The sequence below is a fragment of the Bacillus sp. 007/AIA-02/001 genome, assembly GCF_004634455.1.
Taxonomy (GTDB): Bacteria; Bacillota; Bacilli; order Bacillales; family Bacillaceae_G; genus Bacillus_A; species Bacillus_A cereus.
Map to the genome: position 1 here is coordinate 70,604 of NZ_SEIY01000013.1, position 20,299 is coordinate 90,902.

A 20,299-nucleotide genomic window follows, 5' to 3' on the forward strand; every position below is an offset into this window, starting at 1 on the left:
AAAATAATGTATGTTCTTCCAAAATACTCGGGTTAGTAATTTCGAAAATGAATAAAGATACAAAAACCACTACTTTGTCGTAAAGGTTACTAGCGCTTTTTGAATGCTTAAAATACTATCGTCACCTTTAAATTCTTTCGTAATTGGTTCCTCCATACTAGACACCCAAATTTTAAGTTCTGCATCTAAATCAAAATGCCCAGCCGTTTCGATGCTATATTGTGTAATACTTTTATAAGGAATAGAATGGTATTCTGTTTTTTTGCCAGTTACTCCTTGTTTATCTACTAATATAAGACGACGATTTGTAAATACGATTAGATCACGAATTAATTTATAAGCATGCTCTACTTTTTCATCGTCTAGCATAATCTTCTCTAAATCACGTTCTACACTTTCAGAACTCGTATTTGATGCATTTCCTAAAATACCGCTAAATAAACCCATATTAAATTCCTCCTTTAATATATGTGGAATGAATTACTTATATTGTAACATGTTACTCACAAAGATATTATCACATTACTTTAGTAGTTTCTGGTTATTGTTGTAATTAGTTTATATAACCTCATCTTAAAATCTTATGCTAATATGAAATTAAGAAAAAAGAAGCAGAGGGATATAGAATGAAGAATATCGGTTTAGTATTAGAGGGCGGAGGAATGAAAGGTTTATATACTGCAGGTGTACTCGAATATTTCATGGAAAAGAACTTATTCTTTCCATATGTAGTCGGCGTATCAGCTGGAGCCTGTATGGGAGCAACCTATTTGTCGCGTCAACAAGGGAGAAATAAGAAAGTAAATACAGAGCTAGTATCAGATTACAGGTATATATCTTATCGAAATTTAATTCGAAAACGTGAATTATTTGGAATGGACTTTTTATTTGATGAAGTACCTAATAAAATTGTTCCATTTGATTTTCAAACTTTCTTAAACTGTAATGAACAATTTGTTATAGGGACGACTGATTGCGAATCAGGACAAGCTGTTTATTATAATAAAACAGAACATGGAAATGATATTTTAAAAATCATCCGTGCATCCAGCTCTGTGCCGTTTATAGCACCTGCTGTAGAATATGATAATCGAAAATTACTAGATGGAGGAATTATAGATCCTATACCAGTTTTAAAAGCTCAAACTGATGGTTATGAAAAGAACGTTGTAATTATGACAAAGCCAGAAGGATACGAGAAGCAGCGAAATAAATTTTCTGGTCTAGCTAAAATTCTATATAGAAAATATCCGAAAATCGCAGAGAATTTAGTAGACCATTATCGTTTTTATAACGAGACGATATCTTATATGAATCAAGAAGAACAAAAAGATAATTTTTATGTAATTCAACCAAGTGTACAGCTTCCTATAAGCGGAATAGAAAGAAATAAGGAAAAGCTCGTTAATTTATATAATCTTGGGTATATCGATGCTCAATATCATTATGAAAACTTATTAAATTGGCTAGAGAAATAAAGGGGTGGTAGGTAAAAAGGTTATTTTTAATGAATTGCAGAACATGCCTAGTCCACTGTATAAACCGTTTCCGAATTGTGACATTCGAAAAATAAGAAAAGATTTTAATAATACGTTTACAGAAGATGATTGTATAAGCGCTGATTTAAATTATTATTGGATGCATACAGCAGGTACTTTAAGTTACGTGCTTAATAATAATGAACAGGAGATTGTGTTTAATCAAATTAAGTGGCTAAGAAAATCGTTTTTTGAGTGGTTTCCGCAATATCGTTTTCTAGAAACAGAGATTATAAATTATCCCATTTTATATAGAGATTTCATGAATTATGAAAAAACCCGTAAGCTATTACTTTATTATCTTACTGAATAAAAATTAAAACGTACAAGTGATGCTGTTTGTACGTTTTTTGTTCATAAAATATACAATATTAATACCTTGTCCATGTAGGTATTTTAACGAGAAAAAAGAAGTACATATAAAATATGTAAGAGGGAGGAGATAGAAGCTTGTTAGCTGTTTTCCTTCCAATTCATGTCCAACTCAAATATTTCGAGTAAAATTCGCTTCTAAATGGTATTATCAAATATCAAGAAAACTAATTTAGAAACGAAGAAGGGACAGGTTTAATATGAAAAACGTATCAAATGTAGATAAAGTAGAATCCATACAGTCTTTACAGTCAACAATCCGTAAACTTGAAAATGCACTATCTCAGATGACTCAAAAAGGTGCAAATACTACATTAGTGAAAAAAAGACTCAAAGCAGCTAGTATCGGCTTAGCTATGTTAGAAAGTATTTGGAATCAAGAAACCCATCATTACACCCAAGAGGATTTAGCAGACGCTCGAAATGTTCTAATTGGTTTGTTGCCATCAATTGAAAAGATTTATGTTAAGTCAAAGCTTGGGAGTCCTCAAAGAACACTGTTAGAAAGAAGAATAAAATCATTGGAACTTTCTATTCAAGCAATTGATCATCTTTCTAATCAATAACTTCTCTAAACACATAACTTACGACTACTTTTATATAGGGATTCTAATGAAAAAACTACATATAGAATACTACAAAGGAGAAAGAGAGGTGATGGAGAAGGTACCAATAAAGCGTCTGTGTTAAAAATAGGTATGGACGTGCAGTATAGCAGTCGTTTTCCTTCAAATGATTATCCATCCGGAAAGATTGAAACATATTCTTTTTATAGTTCGATTTTAAATAACACACGTAAAATTCATATTTATACGCCTCATGATTATTCTCACACTTCACATCTTCAAGAACTTCTCATTGTATTTGATGGGAATTCATTCATTCATAACCTTCCAATCGCAAAAACACTTAATTATTTAATTTACAAAAATGAAATCCCATCTTGTATTGCTGTTGCTATAGATCCTGTCGATCGATTAGAAGGGCTAACTTATAATGATAAAATGAATGCATTTTTCAAGGAGGAATTACTTCCGTGGTGTGCATCAAGAAGCAAAACATACAACAATTGCTGGTTTCAGTCTTGGTGGCTTAGCAGCTTTTTATGCAACACTTCAAAATCCACATGTTTTCGGAAATGTGTTGTCAATGTCTGGATCCGTACATTGGAAAAAAGATGATTATGAAAATCAAATTCCTTGGATTGAAAATCAAATTTAATCAATAGATTCTAATGCGACTCATCTCTATTCTTACATAGCAGTAGGAGAACTTGAAAACAAACCTCTTTTAACGGCTAATAGACGTCTGTATAAAGCTTTAAAAGAAAAGGAATACCAAATTACTTATGAAGAGTTTCAAGGCGATCATGGTAGCGTGTGGTGGCGAGAAAAGCTATTCGAAGGATTAAGGGCATTGGAATTTACAAAAACGACACTAAAAAATAAAAAGGAGAGAGAAGCTATGAATCAAGAAGAACTAGATAAAAAACTAAAAAAGCAAGAGATTTTAGTAAAAGATGAAAAAGTTTGGTCCTATACGTATGAGGATCATATTAGTTCTATCGTTAAAGAGGCAGAAAAGAAAGGGTCATTTGATAATTTACCTGGTAAAGGTAAACCTCTTAATCTCGATAAAGATCTTTCTTACAATCCTGAAAAGCAACTTTATAGAACTTTAGCAAATAATCATGTTTTGCCTAGGTGGATTGAGCTTTCAAAAGAAATTGACGATTTAAAAGAAAGACTAAAAGAAAATACAAATACGGCAGAAGCAGCGGATTTAATTCGAACTATTAATAAAAAGGTTTTAGAACATAATTTACTTTGTCCACCAAGTGCGCAAAAAACGAGGGTGAAAACGGACTTTTAACAATTTTTCACAAAGCTATTTCTTGCTATATAATTAAGTAAGGCATTTTCAATTCATTACTAAAGGGAGGCAAATGTGATGAAGAATACGTATCAACTTCAAATTCCGACAGAACTAGAGCAGTATCGTAGTATTTTAGAAGAAAGTATAAAACCGTATGTTAAAGTGTCTGGAACATTAGCAGAGACAACACTTTTTGAGAGTAAGTTTGGTGGTTATCCGTATTTACCTATAGATCAAGAGCATCCTAAAGACTCAAATGGACAACCTATGATGCTACTTGCGCAGTTAAACTTTGAAGAAATTCCGCATGTTGAATATATGCCTCAAAAGGGAATGTTACAGTTTTTCGTAAGTGCTGATGATGAGCTTTATGGAGCAGATTTTGATCATCCAACAATCCAAAAAGACTTTCGAATTATTTATCATTCTACAATTATAGAAGATTTAAATAAGGTAATTACTGATTTTAGTTATTTAAACACTTTAGAATTAGAAGACTTTATCATACCTGAAGCAGCAAAACTGAATTTTGAGTTAGCTTATCAACCAGTAACACCAAGAGATTATCGATTTGAAATGATTTTTAGTGATAACATTGATTGGGAAGAAATTGTTGATGAAGAAAATAATACAGAATTAGGCGAACTGTATGATGATTTATGTAAAGATCAAGGACATAAAATTGGTGGATATCCATTTTTCACACAGACAGATCCGAGAGAATGGGAAGAAAAATACCAGCAACATGACATATTATTGCTGCAAATTGATACAGACGATTCATTAAATATTATGTGGGGCGATTCTGGGGTTGCTAATTTCTTTATACGTAAGGAAGAGCTGTTAAATCTAGATTTTTCCAATGTCATTTACAATTGGGATTGTTACTAGAAGATATAAATAAAATAATAGCAAATAAAAAATCTTCCTGAAGGTGAGGAGGATTTTTTTATTTTAAAAATAAGTGTTATGTTAACTAGAATAAAAAAACAATGAGTGTAATGAAAGTCAAGCCTAAATAACAGAAATAACAACAAATAATGTGAAGTTGTAAAACGTGTGCAAATAGCAATAAATTCATAAAGTAAAACATAAAATATAATTATTAATTTATATTTTGTATAGAAATAATTTTTCTGTATAAAAAATTTCTTGTCGATCAAAAATGTTTTTGATTCGATAATTATTAATGGATTATTGATTTGAATTTGCTGTGATGAATTTATAACAAATAAAAACGATAAAAACTGAAGAAATTTGTTTATATAAGATTTCATGTGAATCTCACTAAAAATCTCTGATTCGTCTCATTAAGTATAGTTTACTTGGCTTTTGATACCTGATATCTCTTTGTTTCTTTAACTACCTATAATATATATTATGTTAACTGTAAAAAAGTAATAAACTTACTAAGTTTTAGTTGTGTTTATTATGATCCCCTTTTCCACCGAATTAGTAATGTGTGATTGGTTATGTATTTATTCGCTTTATTAGCTATTGATAATAATATTTTCGGATATAAATTAGATTTTAAATAATAAAAATACAATTCGTTTAATCTGTTCATTTTAAACGAATTGTATTATGATGACGAATATTTTTTTATAACTAGTTTGCTACAGCGATTGCTTCGATTTCAATTAATAAGTTATCGTTAATTAACTTTCTAACTTCTACAGCTGAACTTGCTGGTGGATTATTAGTGTCAATGTATTGATCTCGAATATTTCTCACAATGGCCATTTGAGAAATATCTGTTAAGAAAAATGTTAATTTGACTACATCATTAAATTTTAATTCCGAAGTTTCCAATGCACTTTTAATATTTTCGAATACTTGTCGCGTTTGTGTAGCTAAATCGTCAATTCCAACTATTTGACCGTCAGTGTTAATCGCTACTTGTCCAGATATGTAAATTGTTCGTTTAGCGTTTGTAACTTCGACTACATGCGAGTATCCAAAAGTTGGTGGCATCGTTTCTGGATTGATAAATTTCTTTTGCAAGGCTCTTCTCCCCTTTAAACATTTCATTTTCTTAATGTTAGGTTTTGATTTCAGATTATCCTCTATTTACTAATAATTATTTATCGATTTAGCTGCTACATTTGTAAAAGTGTATTAGCACTTTAATTTAAAGTTATTGATGGATTATGTACGTTTGATTTTTTTTGTGCTTGTTATAATTACACCTTGTTTTATTAATTCTTCAGTTACTTTTGTATAGAAAAAGTGATACCACCAGATAAAAAACTCTTCATAAGTAATTTCTTTTGAGTATCTGCTGCTGGCAAAGTATTCTTTTAAAGATTTATCGTTTTCATTAAACAATAAGACTAAATCTTTACTGATCCAAGATGAAGCATTACAAGTAAATATTGAAGTTTCGTTCCTTTTATTTTTATAGATGGCGAATTATCTCCAGAGAAAATCATTTTAGCTTCATAAGCTGTATGTAATATATTCTCCGGAATATTATTAGTAAACACTTCATAACCCCTCCCTTACTAGTAAATTCATTGTAAGATTTATGTATTTACTAACTTCTATAAACGAAAATAAGTATCCTCTAATAATCTCAAATTAAAAACCTTAGCATAGATATACTAAGGTTTTTTGTATTTTTATAATGAATGAATTCTTTCATAGTCTTTTTTAAATTGATTATCATTTTTTAACCAACTTTTAAAAGTTTGTTCCTTTATTTCTAAAATGGAACAAGTTTTAGCGATACATTTATTTTTCATATATTCCTTAAGGAAATTTTGTTTTCTCTGCTTAACAGCAGATTGGGTTCTTTTTAGGTTTCGATCTTTTAATTGATCTAGACTTAGACTTTCTTTCTGAAATTCTTCATATTTTCTATGCAAATAAATATCTTTGTCTTTATAAATCCAATTTGAAAATAGTTGTATTGATTTTCTCCCGGTTAAAATGACGCGATAATGTTTATTTTGATTTAGTAAATCGGCTGGTAAATTGTGATTTTGTAGTACCTGATTTAAAGAATTCATAAAGCTATATGATCCTCCTACAAAGCTTACTGTATACGTTTCATACTTGACGTAACCATCCCCATCAAAATATCCACGAACAAAATGATGTAAATATTCTTCAGGCACGAATGGAAATTTAATATTTAATGATTTACATGGCATGATTCCATGTATGTTCATAAGGTCGTCTTTTATTGTTTTGCTATTAATGTTTAGCATATATACGTCTGTTTTTTTGTTTTGATAAAGTGGCTGGTTGGTGTTTAATTCTTTTTTTATATCTTCTAAAATATAACTTTCTTTTTGTGATATACTGACGCATTGATTTTCTTTTTGTATAACGCCGTCAGCTGCTATAAATCCTAAAATATAAGCCATATTATTTGACCAAGTTTTAAAATAATTTTCTTTTATGTCATACTTTCTCTTCCAACTCCCTATAGCGCGCCTTGGGACGTTGCTGTCTGATAAAACCATACGAATATACCTTGCAGACACATTAGCAAGTGTAGCAATCTCTGAGGTGCTTTTCCCCTCTGCATATAGCTGCGTTACCTCAGATTTTGATAGTTTACATTTTGATTTCTTTTTTCGCTCTATGTGCACTTACATCCTCTCCTTCCTTTCTTTTATTAGAGACATATTTTCTTCTATAACATACAATGAAACATATGTTCTTTGTTGCGTATAAGAAGGAATTTACTAAATAAAAACAATTTACATGTACTTAATATTTGTCTTAGCTGCTGCTATGCGATTTGTACTTTATAGATACAAATAATGAATTTGACGGATTTATGAAATACAAGGCATTTTAGATGAAAGGTAAAATAATATAGTTTAAACTACAAATAGCTACAATAACAACATACGTAAATTGTTAATCGTAAAAAGGAGAACGAATGAATAAGAAATATACAAATCAAATTCATACTGATATGAGTTTTAAACCGAAAGATATTATAAGTTTAATGACGGATTACTTTAAAATAAAATCAAAGCTGCGTCCTATAAAGGATTTGCCTGTTGTTTTATCAAATAAAGATAATGAAGCGTTAGAGAGTGTTACATGGTTTGGCCATTCTGCTTCTCTTTTGAAAATAGAAGGTAAAAAACTGTTATTAGACCCGATGTTTGGAGATGCCTCTTCCCCATTTCCCTTGTTTAATAGTAAGCGTTATAGTGGTGCTTTTTCTTTAGAACGTGATGACCTTCAAGAAATTGATGCGATTATCATTTCTCATAATCACTATGATCATTTGAATTACAAAAGTATTATGCAGTTAAAAAATCGCGCAAAACACTTTTATGTTCCAACTGGAGTTGCACAATATCTTATTAAATGGGGTGTTTCACCTAGTAAAATTAGTGAGCATAATTGGTGGGACGAAATTACGTTTGATAATATTAAGTTAGTATGTGCGCCTGCAAGGCATTTCTCTGGACGTGGTATGACAGATAGAGATCGTTCATTATGGTGTTCATGGCTTATTCTTGGTCAAGAGACTAAAATTTTCTTTAGTGGTGATAGCGGTTATGCCCCTCACTTTAAGGAAATTGGTGATAAATACGGTCCATTCGATCTTACATTAATGGAATGCGGGCAATATGATCCGAGGTGGTCTGCTATTCATATGTTGCCTGAAGAAACGGTACAAGCTCATATTGATGTTAAAGGAGAATTACTTCTTCCGATTCATTGGGGTGCTTTTACGTTAGCATTACACGAATGGAGTGACCCGATAGAACGTGTTACGAAAGAAGCTAACCGTTTAGGAGTTAAAATTACAACGCCACAAATTGGCGAATCTATTACGTTAAAATCTACAGACTATCCTTTATCCGCTTGGTGGAAGGAAATTTAATTTTAAAATATAAAAAGAGCGAATCCTCTTATAAAGAATTCGCTCTTTTTTCTGTATTTAAACTTATTTCACTATATTGGATCTCCCACTATCTAATACTCTATTTGCTGGTACACTGGACATTTCAACCACTGTATTCATACTCTTATCAGTCAGTTCAATGAGTTCGTTTTCATGTTTTATTTTATTTAAATCCCACACCATCCCATGAAATTCATTATGTTGACCACTTACCTGTATAATGCTTTTTGTTTTATTTGAAGGCTGTATTTGAAGGTTTGTAAATTGATTCCCACTAATTTCATTTGGCGTAGTTACTTGACTATCCATATAAATCATATTTACACAGTCTTCTAAAGAAAAGTTCATAAAACGATTGGCATTTATCCAAGCTTGTCCGGTGCTCGGTTTTTTCGCTACTAATTTCAGTCCAGTTTCCATTCCTACAACTTTAATATTTTCGAAGTTAACAAACGAAATTTCATTTTCTTTTCCAGCAGAGTATAAAGAAATTCCGGTACCTTTATTCGTTTCCGTCCAATTGATAATATTTATATCTTTTATTTGTGTTTTGTTCCAAGTGTTATAATATTTATTTTTACCGTCTAAATAAATAACTTCAGAGTTAAATTTAGGATCGTCAATAGTTATATACGCTCCTTCAATGGATGCGTTTTTCTCTAGTTCTAAAACTCTAAAGTTTCCCTCAACTACAAATTGGGATCCATAACCAAATAATAATTTCACACCTTTTTTAACAATGATTGGTGACGTGATTTTATACTTTTTATCATCAAGCAATACAGTTTTAATTTTACTAGACTCTGCTTTATTAATAGCAGATTGTATTTTTATTGAATCATTTTCCCCTTTAAAGTTTTCTACATACAAGTTAGTACTTTTAGCTGCATAGTCTTTTTTGTTGTATTGATAAAAAGCAAAAATAATTAAAACTATACCAATGAGTAAAACAATTATTTTCTTCATCGTACTCACCCCATATCGATTAATCTATGGCTTTTATATTCAGGTTATTATTATTTTGCTTTGTATTTCAGATTACCATTGCTGCTTTGTCTATTAATCCCTTCCTCTATCCTTAATAAGCTCTTACTGGCGATATAAGATGTACTGCTGCAGATTGCTCTCCTGCTTCAATCAATATCGGTCGCATAGAACCTCCAAAACTTAAAGTAATCGTTTCTTCTTTTATTGCTCTTAAAGCATCAACCATAAAACGCCCATCGAAAGATATATTTAATTGTTTTTCACCTTGAATCGCATCTATTTGTTGCGTTTCAGATATTTTCCCAATTTGAGAAGCGTTTGAAGAAATTTTAATTGTGGATTCGTTTATGATTTCTAAGTTAACATTGTTATTAGCCCATTCACTTGCTAATAAACTTGATCGGTCTACACCTTGTAATATCTTTTTTCTATCTATGTTAATAATCGTTTTAAAATCATTTGGAATAAGGTTAGAAATATTAGGATATTTCCCTTCAATTAGTCTTGAATATAATGTAGTTGTTCCGAGCGTAAATATAATATGACTCTCTGAAAGGTAGATATATACGAATTCCGAATTGCTGTTCATTAATTTTAGAAGTTCACTAATGGTTGCGCTTGGTACAATACAATTTGCTTTTACATCTGAGGAAAGTAATGTTTCGCGTATCGCTAGTCTATGTGAGTCAGTTGCAGCGCAAATTAACTTATTATTAGATAACTCTATATGCACCCCAGTAAGAACAGGTCTAGATTCATTTTTTGCTACCGCAAAGACTGTTTGTTTAAATACTTCAATCAATTGCTCTGTCTCTACCTTGATTTCTGCATGATTGTCTATAAGCGGTACATTCGGAAACTCATCTGCAGGAAATCCATTTAAACTTAATGTGATTTCTTCTGATTGTATCTTAATAGTTTGCTCATTCTTACTTTTTATTGCGATATCACTTGGCATTTTCTTTATTATTTCAATGAAATACTTTGCAGGTACAACAATAGTTCCTACCTTTAAAATAGTTGCAATCTTTTCGTCTTCAATTGAAACAGGAATGAATTTTTCAATAAAAATATTTGAGTTACTTGCAATTAAAGTAATTCCAGATTGATCTGCAGTTATTTTTATACCAGATAATATAGGAATTAAAGATTTTGTTGATATTGCTTTGTTGACTTCTGAAAGTGCTTGAGTGAATTGTTTGTGATTAACGATAAACTCCATGTTTCCCCCGCCTTACATGAGATAATATTTTTATGAAGATTGATGAACGATTGTTCCGTTAAAAAAATAAGGTACTGTTTCTTTCTTTTGTAATAAATATAGTAAATGTTCTGGTATGCGTAAATATGGTGCTGCTATATGTAATTCCATCCAAGTAATCTCTTCGATTTCTTTTGGCCTTGATATATATGTCTCCCCGCCGATTATTTCGCCTAGAAAATTAAAGAAAATTGCATGATGATCTCTTTCCTCGAAAAAGGCTTCACTGATAGAACAAATCCCGTTTACGTTTATATGTAACCCTGTTTCTTCTTTTACTTCTCGAATTACTGCTTCTTCTAATGTTTCTCCTAGTTTAACTGCGCCACCTGGTAATGTATAATAAGAACCATTTTCCCCTTTGTTTTTTACCATTAAGATCTTTTCATTAGTTTTATCGTACAAAATCGCGTATGTAACATTAACTTTTTTCATATGTACCTCCTCTATTTTAAATAAAAGGAATTTTCTGCCTTCTATTCATTCTACCATTAACTCCTTTTAATATATATAAGTTAGTTAAGTCTTGCCTTTACCGCTATTGTTGGAGTTAATAAGAATAGGCTACTGATATAAAAAAAGAACGTACCTTAGGAAGATTATCCAAAGTACGTTCTTGCAGTTTTAGTATAAAAATTGATTCAATTAATACTGAAATTAATAATAACCTCGCCCTTATTGCATTTGTATTTCAAATACTAACGTTAACAAATTCTATATACTTTTTAACCGTTTTTCTAAATAATAATGATTATGTCCTTTCGGATGATCTTCACTTACTCCAATTACTTTATATCCATGTTTCTTATAAAAATCAGGTGCTTGGAAACTAAAAGAATCTAAATTAATTAACCTACACCCTTTTTCAATTGCAAATTCTTCAATAAGCTTTATTAACTTGCTTCCGTAACCTTCATGCCTATATTCTTCAGAAACCCATAGAAAGTCAACGTGTACATGGTGCCAAAAAGTTATTGCCGTTACCCCACCTACTATTTCTTCTTTTTCATTTCTTACTATGAAACTAACCTTTTCTGAAGGTGTTTTTTCTTCATCTGCAAGATATTTTTGATTGTATTCAATTACTTTCTCTCTTATGTAATCACTATCTTCTTGTACCCACTGCTGTACTATTTTCATTTTAAGTGTCACGCTCCTTTTTACTTATCTATTCAATTTTATAATGAAATTGTCCTGTCTTTAATAAGTTCGTAAAGAAGCAAAGTTAATGGAATAAAAAAGAGCCCTAACATGAGGACTCTTTTTAAAATTAAGCTAATTTCCGATGTAAATGTTTTAGTTCCTTTTTCTTTTCTACATTTGGTGGGCGGATTAATATTGAAATAATGAAGGAAATAACACTTAAAACACCGATTATAATGAAAGTTGGTTGAAATCCCCCGAGTATCGCTCCAATAAATGATCCTGCAAGCGCACCAAATCCGAAACCTTGGTAGACAATCCCGTAATTTGTACTATGGTTTTTTAATCCAAAGAAATCTCCGACAATAGCTGGGAATATAGTTATATTACCGCCGAAGCAAAAGGCGACACTTGCTACACAAGCAAAATAGATTCCGTAATTTAGCGGAATAAAACTTAAAGTAAAGACTGACAATCCTATAATAATAAACGTTGCAGAGACAATTTTCATTCGGCCGATTTTATCTGATAACGTCCCAAGAATAATTCTACCTACTGTATTAAAAATTGCAATCATAGCAACGGCGTTTGCAGCGGTTGCTGCGCTAAGTCCAACGAGTTGTACACCGATATCTTTTACCATACTGATTAAATACAAACCACCCATACACGAGGTGAATAACATAAAAAATAGCAGATATACTTGTTTCGTTCGCATCATTTCACGCGGAGTATAGTCATTGTGCAATGTTTCAGTTACAGCATTACTTACAATTGCCTCACGTAAGAAGAACGATCCGATTAATACTAAAAGTAACACGATAATGCCCCAATATAAGAATGCTTGTGATACACCAAGATTATCGATAAGATTTCCGTTTATATATCTAAAGATTAAGCTGCCCATTCCATAAGCTGATACAGATATACCTGAAATAAGCCCTTTCCGATTTGGAAACCATTTAATTAAATTAGATAGTGATGTAATATAAGCTGTTCCATCCGCATAACCAACAACGACACCAGCTAATAAATATAAGAGTGGTAAGGAAGAAACTTGTGAACTAAGTATTAAGCCGAGTCCTAAAACAATTCCTGCAGTAGCAATAAGTTTCCGAAGTCCTAATTTTTTCTGCAATTTTGCTGCAAATAAAGTTGAGAATGATAAAGAAAAACTTGTTATAGAGAAAGTTATCGCTACTGAATTAAGATTCCATCCAAACTTACTTACAAGGGGTTGATTAAATAAACTCCATGTATAAATTGTTCCAAGGCCAATTTGAACAATGATTGTACCTAGAACAATTAGTAACGGATTTATAGAAGTTTGTTTCATACTAACTGTCCCCTTCTTTTATCTTGACATAGATTTTCACAGTTAGTATATCCATCGTAAATTGCAAGATACTGTACGGAAAATGGTAATTAAGTTCATATACACAAAAAGACACTTCATAAAGAAGTGTCTTTTGCAGGTTATATCAGATGTTTCTAAAGAAAGCTTTGTTAAGATAAGCCATTTTCGAATGCTTATGTATATATGTTATCAAATAATTTCTTATATGTGATGAGACTTAAGACGTATTTTTCATTCATCATATAGTCGGATGAAAAATTAATATTCAATTTCATCAAAATCCTTCGGCTGCGGTACAGTTTGCATATTAGCTGCATCTTTAGGATCGCTATAAATTGCATTTTGCTCTGTATTTACATCTTTTATATTTTGTTTTTTATTTTTGTTCACTTTATCTTTCACTTACAATCACTCCTTTTTGTTATAGGAGTAATTATGCCCTATTACCGTTACTAAATGTATCAGCGACTAAATTACTAAATTCACGTAAATAATATAAGTAATTATCACCGCCGTAGTTATATCTTTTGTTATACATTTTTGCAACAACTACATTATATTCAGGTATTACTAAAATAGTCGGTCCAGTAATCCCTAATATTTGATATGACCCTTTTGGAACACGTTCACCAAGTTCGCTTAATTGTGCAGGTTCATTTTGAACGAACCAAAACAAGCCATTTTGTGGTAGCTCTTTATTTACATATGTTGGACTCTGCAAACTCGTAGCGATTTTTATAACTTCTTTTGGAACAATTTGCTTACCGTTTATCACACCTTGGTTTAAATGAAGATTGCCCCAATAAGCAAATTCTCTAGCTGAGACAAACAGATTTTTTTCAGTACCGTCATCTACCGTAACAATTTCACTAATTGCGTCTTCATTTGGATTATTAACAACGCCAACTAAATTTTCATCTCGCTGAACTCTCCAACCTGTTTCTTGAAAATTAGCAGGCTTAAAAACACGCTCCTTTAACAATTCAGGAAAACTTTTGTTATATAGCTGATAAATAAGACGTGTCATCATTCTTACATTAATATCTCTATATGCCCATGCTTGTCCCGGTTCAAATTCACGAAAAATTGTCCCGTCATTCATTTCTTCTAATCCGTGTGAATGTGTTACTAAATGTCTTATCGTTGTTTTACCAAGCAATGCAGGATCAAAGTCTTTAAAATATTTTATCGCTTCATCATCAATAGAGTTTATTTTCCCCTCGTAAAGCGCATACGCTATCATTAATCCTAAATAACTTTTTCTAGCAGAAGCAACGTTGAATTGCGAAGATGCAGTTACTTTTTTATTAGTCGCTGTATTTGAGTGATAACCGCTATAATGCTCTAATACGACTTTATTATTTTTTATAATACAAAGTGCTGTAGCAGAACTATGATTTTTTTCTTTTATATTCTCTACCCAAGAAATCAACTTATCATATGTATACAAATAAATCCCCCTTAATACACATCAAAATTACAGCATGAAAGAAAAGTATAAACAGTATTTACACCTTTCTTTCATATAAAATATTAATGATGTACTATATTTAAATAATCCACCAGTTCCAGCAATTAAAGCAACCAAAACATCCGGCACAACCTACGCAACCACCACATCTGCCACCGCCGCAACCGCCACAGCGTCCACCACAACCTCCGCATCCGCCACAACGACGTGCATCGCCTTGGATGTAATAATATGGATATTGGCTTTGTTGTTGATCCCAATACACAACATTACCAGTTTGATAATCATTAAGGTTTAATGTTTGTAATTCATGTTGAAACTGATTCATTACGAACCCCTCCATTTATAAATATAAATTTCGCCCAAACGTTAAAGTTTATATATTTTTGTAAACAAAATAGAAACAAGACTATAGACTAAATGCGTACATCAACAAAATATGAACTTACACTAGGTGATGTACCTTGTTTTTCAGCCTATTTTCTTTATATTTATTCGATGGACGTATTTACTATAAATAAAGTGATTTAAAAATTACTAATCCAACAATTTAGTAGTTCATCACTTAACTTTCTTTCTAGTAATTCCTTCACTAAAGGCATTGGCATGATTTCATAATGATTTAAGGCTTCTTTATTATAATCTATCCAGTGAAATGCTAAATGAGACTCGCTCGATTTCGGTGTTAAGTCCGTATGTAAATCTTGTGACTCTACTTCAAAAATGTGATTAATTTCATGATGGAGCACTTCTTTATCTTGCCATTGATTTTCTATGACTCCTAAAAATTGTTGTATACTACAGTTTACTCCAAGTTCTTCTCTTAACTCTCTTATTAATGCATTCTCTACTGATTCTCCAATTTCAACATGGCCACCAGGTAAAAAATAATGATGGCCAATATATTCAGCAACTAATAATTTTTCATCTTTTATCATGACTGCTCGTACAATATGATGGAATTTACTTTTCAATTGATATTCCTCCTAGTTATTCAATGTATAGTTGCTCAAAATAGTCATTTAGTATTGGTATAATATAAATCATAGGTGTTTCATACGGATGCATATCATTAATAACTTCAAGAGCATCTTTTACAAGTTCTCGTTTACACTTTATTTCAACTTTACATTCTTGCCCTTCGCATATTCGACCAATTTCTCCATTAAAAGGAGATGCCTCGTCTAAAGGTCTCCAATATCCTTTCACTGAACTATAGGAAAGACAATGGTCATATTCGCCCGTTTTACATGCTCCAATTTTATTTAATTCATCCCTTAATGTTTCAATATATTCTTCAGGAATGAATACTTCAATTTTCAATTCAGTAAATTGCATATTTCATTTCACACCTTTACTTCATAATAGTTAAACAAATAAACGATATACTTGCTCACCATCATACTCCTGTCCTAATGATATGAAACCATATCGTTCATATAGTTTCTTTGCAGAGATATTATCTTTATGTACTGTTAATCTAATTTCTTTACACGATTTAAAAGTATTTTTTATTATATTAATACTTTCTTGTAATGCTGCTTTTCCATAACCATTACCTTGCTGCGATTGATCAATAATAAATCCGTTAATCCAATACATATCTGATGTCTCTCTTACAACAGCATGCATAACAAAACCAACCATAAGGTCACCATCGTATATAGCGAGTGGTATGTACTCTACATTGTCACCATCTGGTTTTATATATACTTTAGCAAGCGAAACTGCTACGGATGGAACAAATTTCAACTGATTTTCTTTTACTTGTAACTTTAATGTATCTTCCCAATTCTCTCTCGTAACAACCTTTAACTGGACATTCAATATTGTAAGCTCCTTTATAAAGAGGATATATTTTTATATTCAACGTAGTGAAATAATTCCCTTTTTCGACAACAGCTTATAACATGATTTTTATAAAATCTTGAATGAATTTTTGTTCATCTATTTCTAAAGCTATACGGGCTCCTTCAGATTTAGAGTTAGGGCGAAAATCAGCAAATGTTTGTCCTTTCGTATCTCCGTATGTATCTACATTCACTGTACGATGCGCAAATTCAAAAAAACTTTGGTTAACTAATCCACTTATAGCAACCACATCATGAAGCAATGGCCCTTCGATAGATGGATTAAGTTTTTGGTATGCAGAAAAATAGTAATCATACATTGGTTTCATTATCGTATGGAATGGATTCTTTGAATTAGCTTGAATATAGTCAAACACATTTGGTGTTAACACAGCTTTGTTTGTTACATTTAAAGGGAATATTAATAAATTCTTTGCTTGATGGAAAACAATTTTACTTGCTATAGGATCTCCATACACATTTGCCTCTGCTAACGGCGTAACGTTTCCTACTTCTAAAAAAACACCACCCATGAAATAGATTCCTTTTACATTTAGCATTAAATCATTCCATAAATTAAAAGCAATTGCTAACGAGGTAGATCTTCCTACATCAACAATTGTCAAATCTTTTCCGTACTTTATAAGAATCGCAGCAATACTGCCGAAATTATATATCGGAATAGATAATACATTTTCTGGAACATGGATAGGCCCTAATCCTTCTGCTCCGTGAATTTCAGGATAGTACGTAGTAATTTCTTCTGTAAGTGGTTTTGTTGCACCACTAATGACAGGAATGTCTTGTCTATTTGCTAACTGCAAAATATACGCTGCATTATGTGCAGCATGTATATGCTCAACATTTCCGTATCCAGTTACAATACCGACAATTTCAATTTCGGGATGCAGTAAGCCATACATAATGGCAAATGAGTCATCAATACCTGGGTCTCCGAAAAATAATACTTTTTCCAAGAAATACGCTCCTCTCACGAAAAAATTGAGTCATTAGTAACTATGTATATGAAAAAAGCAAGTATATCTATGCAAATTTTAGAATGGATAATGTTTTACAAAATATTAAAAAGGAACTAGCGTATGCTAATTCCTTTCTTGAGTAACCATTCTCAAATTTAATTAATTATCGTATCCTTCATAAATTGCATCATTTATTTGATTTTGTATTTTTGTATCATCAGGTACAGGTTTCCACCAATTTCCTGTAATAAATAACATAGTTAATAAATTATAACTATCACTAAAATAACTTTCTCTCTTATTCTTCATCCAATCCCAACCGCTATTTACCCACTTTTGATTATTGCTACTTGTTATACTTGCAGCAATAAACGGTGAAACAAATACAGCAGTTGAATAACTACCAATATTAGATCCATTTAATTGATAACCATCCACAATTTTAGAAGGATTTCCATTCGTTTTATTTTGAATCCACGAAGAAACTTTATCAGAAATGACTTTACTTCTTTTCTCGCCGTACATCGCATAGTCCATTACAATTCTCAATGGTACCCGACTAGCATTGTAATAATATGCATTTGTATATTCTGACTCATCTAAGAAGTCTTTAGGTGCGGGTTGAGGTGGGTTTTTTACAACGAAATCTGAAATAAGTCCTGTATTTGGAGAGTATTTATTACTAAATTGCGTATAAACACCGTACAAATTATTAATAACAGTAAGCCAAGTTTTATCACCTGTAAATTCATAAAATGCTCTAAGGTGTGACATCATCCAATCAGATGGTCTCGTATCAAGTGAACTTTTAGAATCCCAATCTCCTAAATTTAGTCGGTTATTATTTGTAACATTACTAGCTTTAATACCTTTTGTAATCATGTTTTGTGCTTCTTTCAAATAATTAACTGTTCCATTAGATCCCCACTGCTTATGAGCAAGAAGAAGAGAATACGCAATATCTAAATCTCCATCAGTAGCAGAATCAAAATGACCTTGTGCTTTTTTACTATCTGCGACAACCCATCCCATTAAATTAGGATTTTGAGAACTTTTAAAAGTTCTTGCTGTTTTAAATAAACCGTCATAGATTTTTTGAGCATTCGAATCATAACCAGCCATTAATACTGTAATTATCATCCCATACCCTTGACCTTCTGAAGTTCCAAGTGGCTTAAACCCATCTGCATCACCTGTAATCTCTCCTTTTACGTAATAACCACCAGGTAAAGAAGATAAATCATTTTTCAAATATTTCTTTTTCCAATTATCGTAGTAACTTCTTACAGAAGCATTTAAACTTTCCTGTGTAACATGATTCGGTTTTATAACACCTGCATAATTAACTTGCTGGGGAAATGGTTTCATTTCCTTTGCAGCAGCTACTTGTTGATTAACTACGGGAATAGAATTTTGTACTGAATTGTCCGTTACACTTGCTGCGAAACTAGAATTAGAAAAACTAGCTAGTCCGATTCCTACAATAGAAATACATGTGAAAATTTTTCTTTTTCCATTCATTATGTTGTCAGCTCCTTTTAAAATGCTTACTACATAAAATGTAACATACAATATTTAACTGAAATACAAAATATTATATTTATCAACATAAGAAAGAAACTATATAAAAAAGTATCTTAAAGTCATTATTGAATTACATTATACGGATTGATTATTTGCTAAATTCCCATGTTTTTCTTTTCTTAATACTGGTATATGAGCAATCACAATTCCAAGTATAGTAATCACGCCGCCAATTATCGAAACTAAAGTTGGCACTTCTCCTAACCATATCCAAGCAATGAAACACGCAGTTATTGGCGTTAAATATAGAGAACTTGTTGCTTCAGAAGCACCAGCACGAGATATAATATAGGCCAATGCAATATACGGGAGTACTGTTGGAAAGACACCTAAATATATAACGCTCAAGTTAACTTCAAGAGGAGCTGCTAGTATTTCTTGATAAACTCCAGGTAAGAAAATAAGCATACATATAGTACTAGACAAAATTGTATATATGGTAAATGGTAAGAAGCCGTATTTTTTTAAGTAAGATGTTTGGAAAACGAAAAATAGACTTTCTGAAATTGCCGCTAATAATATAAATAATCCCCCGCTATTTAATTGAATAGCGTCGCCTTGGCTAAATGAAATTAAGGCAATTCCTGCAAAACTCATTACACCACCGATCCAGCCATTTAATTTCATTTTTTCATTCAAAAAAACAAAAGCAAGAATTGCCGTCACTATTGGAGTGACTGAAATTATTAAACTTGCAGATCCAGCATTTACTGTTTTTTCGCCGTAGTTTAATGCGATGTGATAAATAGTAAACCCTAAAGCACCAAATATAAAAAATGCTGGGATATCCTTTAAATCCGGTAGTCGTAGTTTGTATATAAATGAAAATAACAAAAGTATAAATGAAGCGATTAATAAGCGTAGTAAAGTAAGGTGTTCAGGCGTATAAGATTCAAGCCCCATACGAATTGCTGGAAAAGCAGTTCCCCATATAAGAATTGTAAAAGCGTGAGCACATATAATGCGTAAATCCCATTTTTTATTATGCATGTTTTCTCTCCC

General features: G+C 31.5%; 23 protein-coding genes and 2 pseudogenes. 6 read left to right on the plus strand and 19 right to left on the minus strand.

The window, feature by feature from the left end:
• Positions 1-69: 69 nt before the first annotated feature.
• Positions 70-447 (minus strand): PH domain-containing protein, encoded by a 378-nt coding sequence (locus ES895_RS21640; protein WP_000522476.1) that lies wholly within the window; start codon positions 445-447, stop codon positions 70-72.
• 179 nt (positions 448-626) lie between these two features.
• On the opposite strand from ES895_RS21640, the gene ES895_RS21645 reads away from it, so the two are divergent.
• The 5 genes and pseudogenes from ES895_RS21645 to ES895_RS21665 all read left to right on the plus strand — a co-directional run bounded on the left by ES895_RS21645 (position 627) and on the right by ES895_RS21665 (position 4,676).
• Positions 627-1,478 carry a patatin-like phospholipase family protein gene (locus tag ES895_RS21645; RefSeq protein ID WP_000789291.1) on the plus strand — a complete coding sequence of 284 codons (852 nt, stop codon included), beginning with the start codon at positions 627-629 and terminating at the stop codon, positions 1,476-1,478.
• A gap of 4 nt (positions 1,479-1,482) precedes the next feature.
• Positions 1,483-1,851: a YxiJ-like family protein gene (locus ES895_RS21650; protein WP_087967071.1), complete on the plus strand. Its 369-nt coding sequence runs from the start codon at positions 1,483-1,485 to the stop codon at positions 1,849-1,851.
• Positions 1,852-2,110: 259 nt separating this feature from the next.
• Entirely contained in the window at positions 2,111-2,476 is a 366-nt protein-coding gene (locus ES895_RS21655; RefSeq protein WP_000800309.1) for a hypothetical protein, read from the plus strand.
• Positions 2,477-2,566: 90 nt separating this feature from the next.
• Positions 2,567-3,782 (plus strand): annotated as a pseudogene (locus ES895_RS21660) (DnaJ family domain-containing protein); the annotation flags it as partial.
• 78 nt (positions 3,783-3,860) lie between these two features.
• Entirely contained in the window at positions 3,861-4,676 is an 816-nt protein-coding gene (locus ES895_RS21665; protein WP_000799821.1) for a YwqG family protein, read from the plus strand.
• Positions 4,677-5,393: 717 nt separating this feature from the next.
• Here the strand turns inward: ES895_RS21665 and ES895_RS21670 are convergent.
• From ES895_RS21670 to ES895_RS21680, 4 genes and pseudogenes are all read right to left on the minus strand, one after another.
• Positions 5,394-5,789 (minus strand): RidA family protein, encoded by a 396-nt coding sequence (locus ES895_RS21670; RefSeq protein WP_001169714.1) that lies wholly within the window; start codon positions 5,787-5,789, stop codon positions 5,394-5,396.
• 133 nt (positions 5,790-5,922) lie between these two features.
• A pseudogene (locus ES895_RS21675) lies at positions 5,923-6,134 on the minus strand (hypothetical protein); the annotation flags it as partial.
• On the minus strand, positions 6,119-6,271 hold the full coding sequence (locus ES895_RS29395; RefSeq protein WP_002005131.1) for a hypothetical protein: 153 nt from the start codon (positions 6,269-6,271) through the stop codon (positions 6,119-6,121). The pseudogene ES895_RS21675 and the gene ES895_RS29395, both read right to left, overlap by 16 nt.
• Positions 6,272-6,406: 135 nt before the next feature.
• On the minus strand, positions 6,407-7,384 hold the full coding sequence (locus tag ES895_RS21680) for an LAGLIDADG family homing endonuclease (RefSeq protein WP_135238634.1): 978 nt from the start codon (positions 7,382-7,384) through the stop codon (positions 6,407-6,409).
• Positions 7,385-7,680: 296 nt separating this feature from the next.
• Between ES895_RS21680 and ES895_RS21685 the strand changes: the two genes are divergently transcribed.
• Positions 7,681-8,643: an MBL fold metallo-hydrolase gene (locus ES895_RS21685; protein ID WP_001037071.1), complete on the plus strand. Its 963-nt coding sequence runs from the start codon at positions 7,681-7,683 to the stop codon at positions 8,641-8,643.
• A gap of 63 nt (positions 8,644-8,706) precedes the next feature.
• Here ES895_RS21685 and ES895_RS21690 read toward each other — a convergent pair whose 3' ends face one another.
• The 14 genes from ES895_RS21690 to ES895_RS21750 form a co-directional block, all read right to left on the minus strand.
• A complete protein-coding gene (locus ES895_RS21690) occupies positions 8,707-9,630 on the minus strand; it encodes a hypothetical protein (RefSeq protein ID WP_000721076.1) in 924 nt (307 codons plus the stop codon).
• A 112-nt stretch (positions 9,631-9,742) separates the two neighbouring features.
• Positions 9,743-10,873 carry a DNA polymerase III subunit beta gene (gene dnaN / locus ES895_RS21695; RefSeq protein ID WP_098605551.1) on the minus strand — a complete coding sequence of 377 codons (1,131 nt, stop codon included), beginning with the start codon at positions 10,871-10,873 and terminating at the stop codon, positions 9,743-9,745.
• Positions 10,874-10,903: 30 nt separating this feature from the next.
• Complete coding sequence (locus ES895_RS21700; RefSeq protein ID WP_000757608.1) at positions 10,904-11,347, minus strand: NUDIX hydrolase; 444 nt, start codon at positions 11,345-11,347, stop codon at positions 10,904-10,906.
• A 279-nt stretch (positions 11,348-11,626) separates the two neighbouring features.
• Positions 11,627-12,052: a GNAT family N-acetyltransferase gene (locus ES895_RS21705; protein WP_000706905.1), complete on the minus strand. Its 426-nt coding sequence runs from the start codon at positions 12,050-12,052 to the stop codon at positions 11,627-11,629.
• 130 nt (positions 12,053-12,182) lie between these two features.
• Positions 12,183-13,391: an L-lactate MFS transporter gene (locus ES895_RS21710; RefSeq protein ID WP_000815135.1), complete on the minus strand. Its 1,209-nt coding sequence runs from the start codon at positions 13,389-13,391 to the stop codon at positions 12,183-12,185.
• 279 nt (positions 13,392-13,670) lie between these two features.
• The gene (locus tag ES895_RS29400) at positions 13,671-13,814 is read right to left on the minus strand and encodes a hypothetical protein (protein WP_000653680.1); all 144 of its coding nucleotides are present in this window, start codon (positions 13,812-13,814) and stop codon (positions 13,671-13,673) included.
• A 31-nt stretch (positions 13,815-13,845) separates the two neighbouring features.
• Positions 13,846-14,862 carry a serine hydrolase domain-containing protein gene (locus ES895_RS21715; protein WP_135238635.1) on the minus strand — a complete coding sequence of 339 codons (1,017 nt, stop codon included), beginning with the start codon at positions 14,860-14,862 and terminating at the stop codon, positions 13,846-13,848.
• Between the two features lie 100 nt (positions 14,863-14,962).
• Positions 14,963-15,211, minus strand: coding sequence for a heterocycloanthracin/sonorensin family bacteriocin (locus tag ES895_RS21720; RefSeq protein WP_001071345.1), 249 nt, complete (start codon positions 15,209-15,211; stop codon positions 14,963-14,965).
• 199 nt (positions 15,212-15,410) lie between these two features.
• Positions 15,411-15,857: an NUDIX domain-containing protein gene (locus ES895_RS21725; RefSeq protein ID WP_000836836.1), complete on the minus strand. Its 447-nt coding sequence runs from the start codon at positions 15,855-15,857 to the stop codon at positions 15,411-15,413.
• Positions 15,858-15,873: 16 nt separating this feature from the next.
• Entirely contained in the window at positions 15,874-16,221 is a 348-nt protein-coding gene (gene cutA / locus ES895_RS21730) for a divalent cation tolerance protein CutA (protein WP_001160775.1), read from the minus strand.
• A 30-nt stretch (positions 16,222-16,251) separates the two neighbouring features.
• Positions 16,252-16,710 (minus strand): GNAT family N-acetyltransferase, encoded by a 459-nt coding sequence (locus ES895_RS21735; protein WP_001102678.1) that lies wholly within the window; start codon positions 16,708-16,710, stop codon positions 16,252-16,254.
• A 76-nt stretch (positions 16,711-16,786) separates the two neighbouring features.
• A complete protein-coding gene (locus tag ES895_RS21740) occupies positions 16,787-17,710 on the minus strand; it encodes a nucleoside hydrolase (protein WP_000416780.1) in 924 nt (307 codons plus the stop codon).
• Positions 17,711-17,872: 162 nt separating this feature from the next.
• The gene (locus tag ES895_RS21745) at positions 17,873-19,234 is read right to left on the minus strand and encodes a family 8 glycosyl hydrolase (RefSeq protein ID WP_001013601.1); all 1,362 of its coding nucleotides are present in this window, start codon (positions 19,232-19,234) and stop codon (positions 17,873-17,875) included.
• 138 nt (positions 19,235-19,372) lie between these two features.
• Positions 19,373-20,287, minus strand: a complete 915-nt coding sequence (locus ES895_RS21750; protein WP_000551611.1) for a DMT family transporter — start codon at positions 20,285-20,287, stop codon at positions 19,373-19,375.
• Positions 20,288-20,299 lie beyond the last annotated feature (12 nt).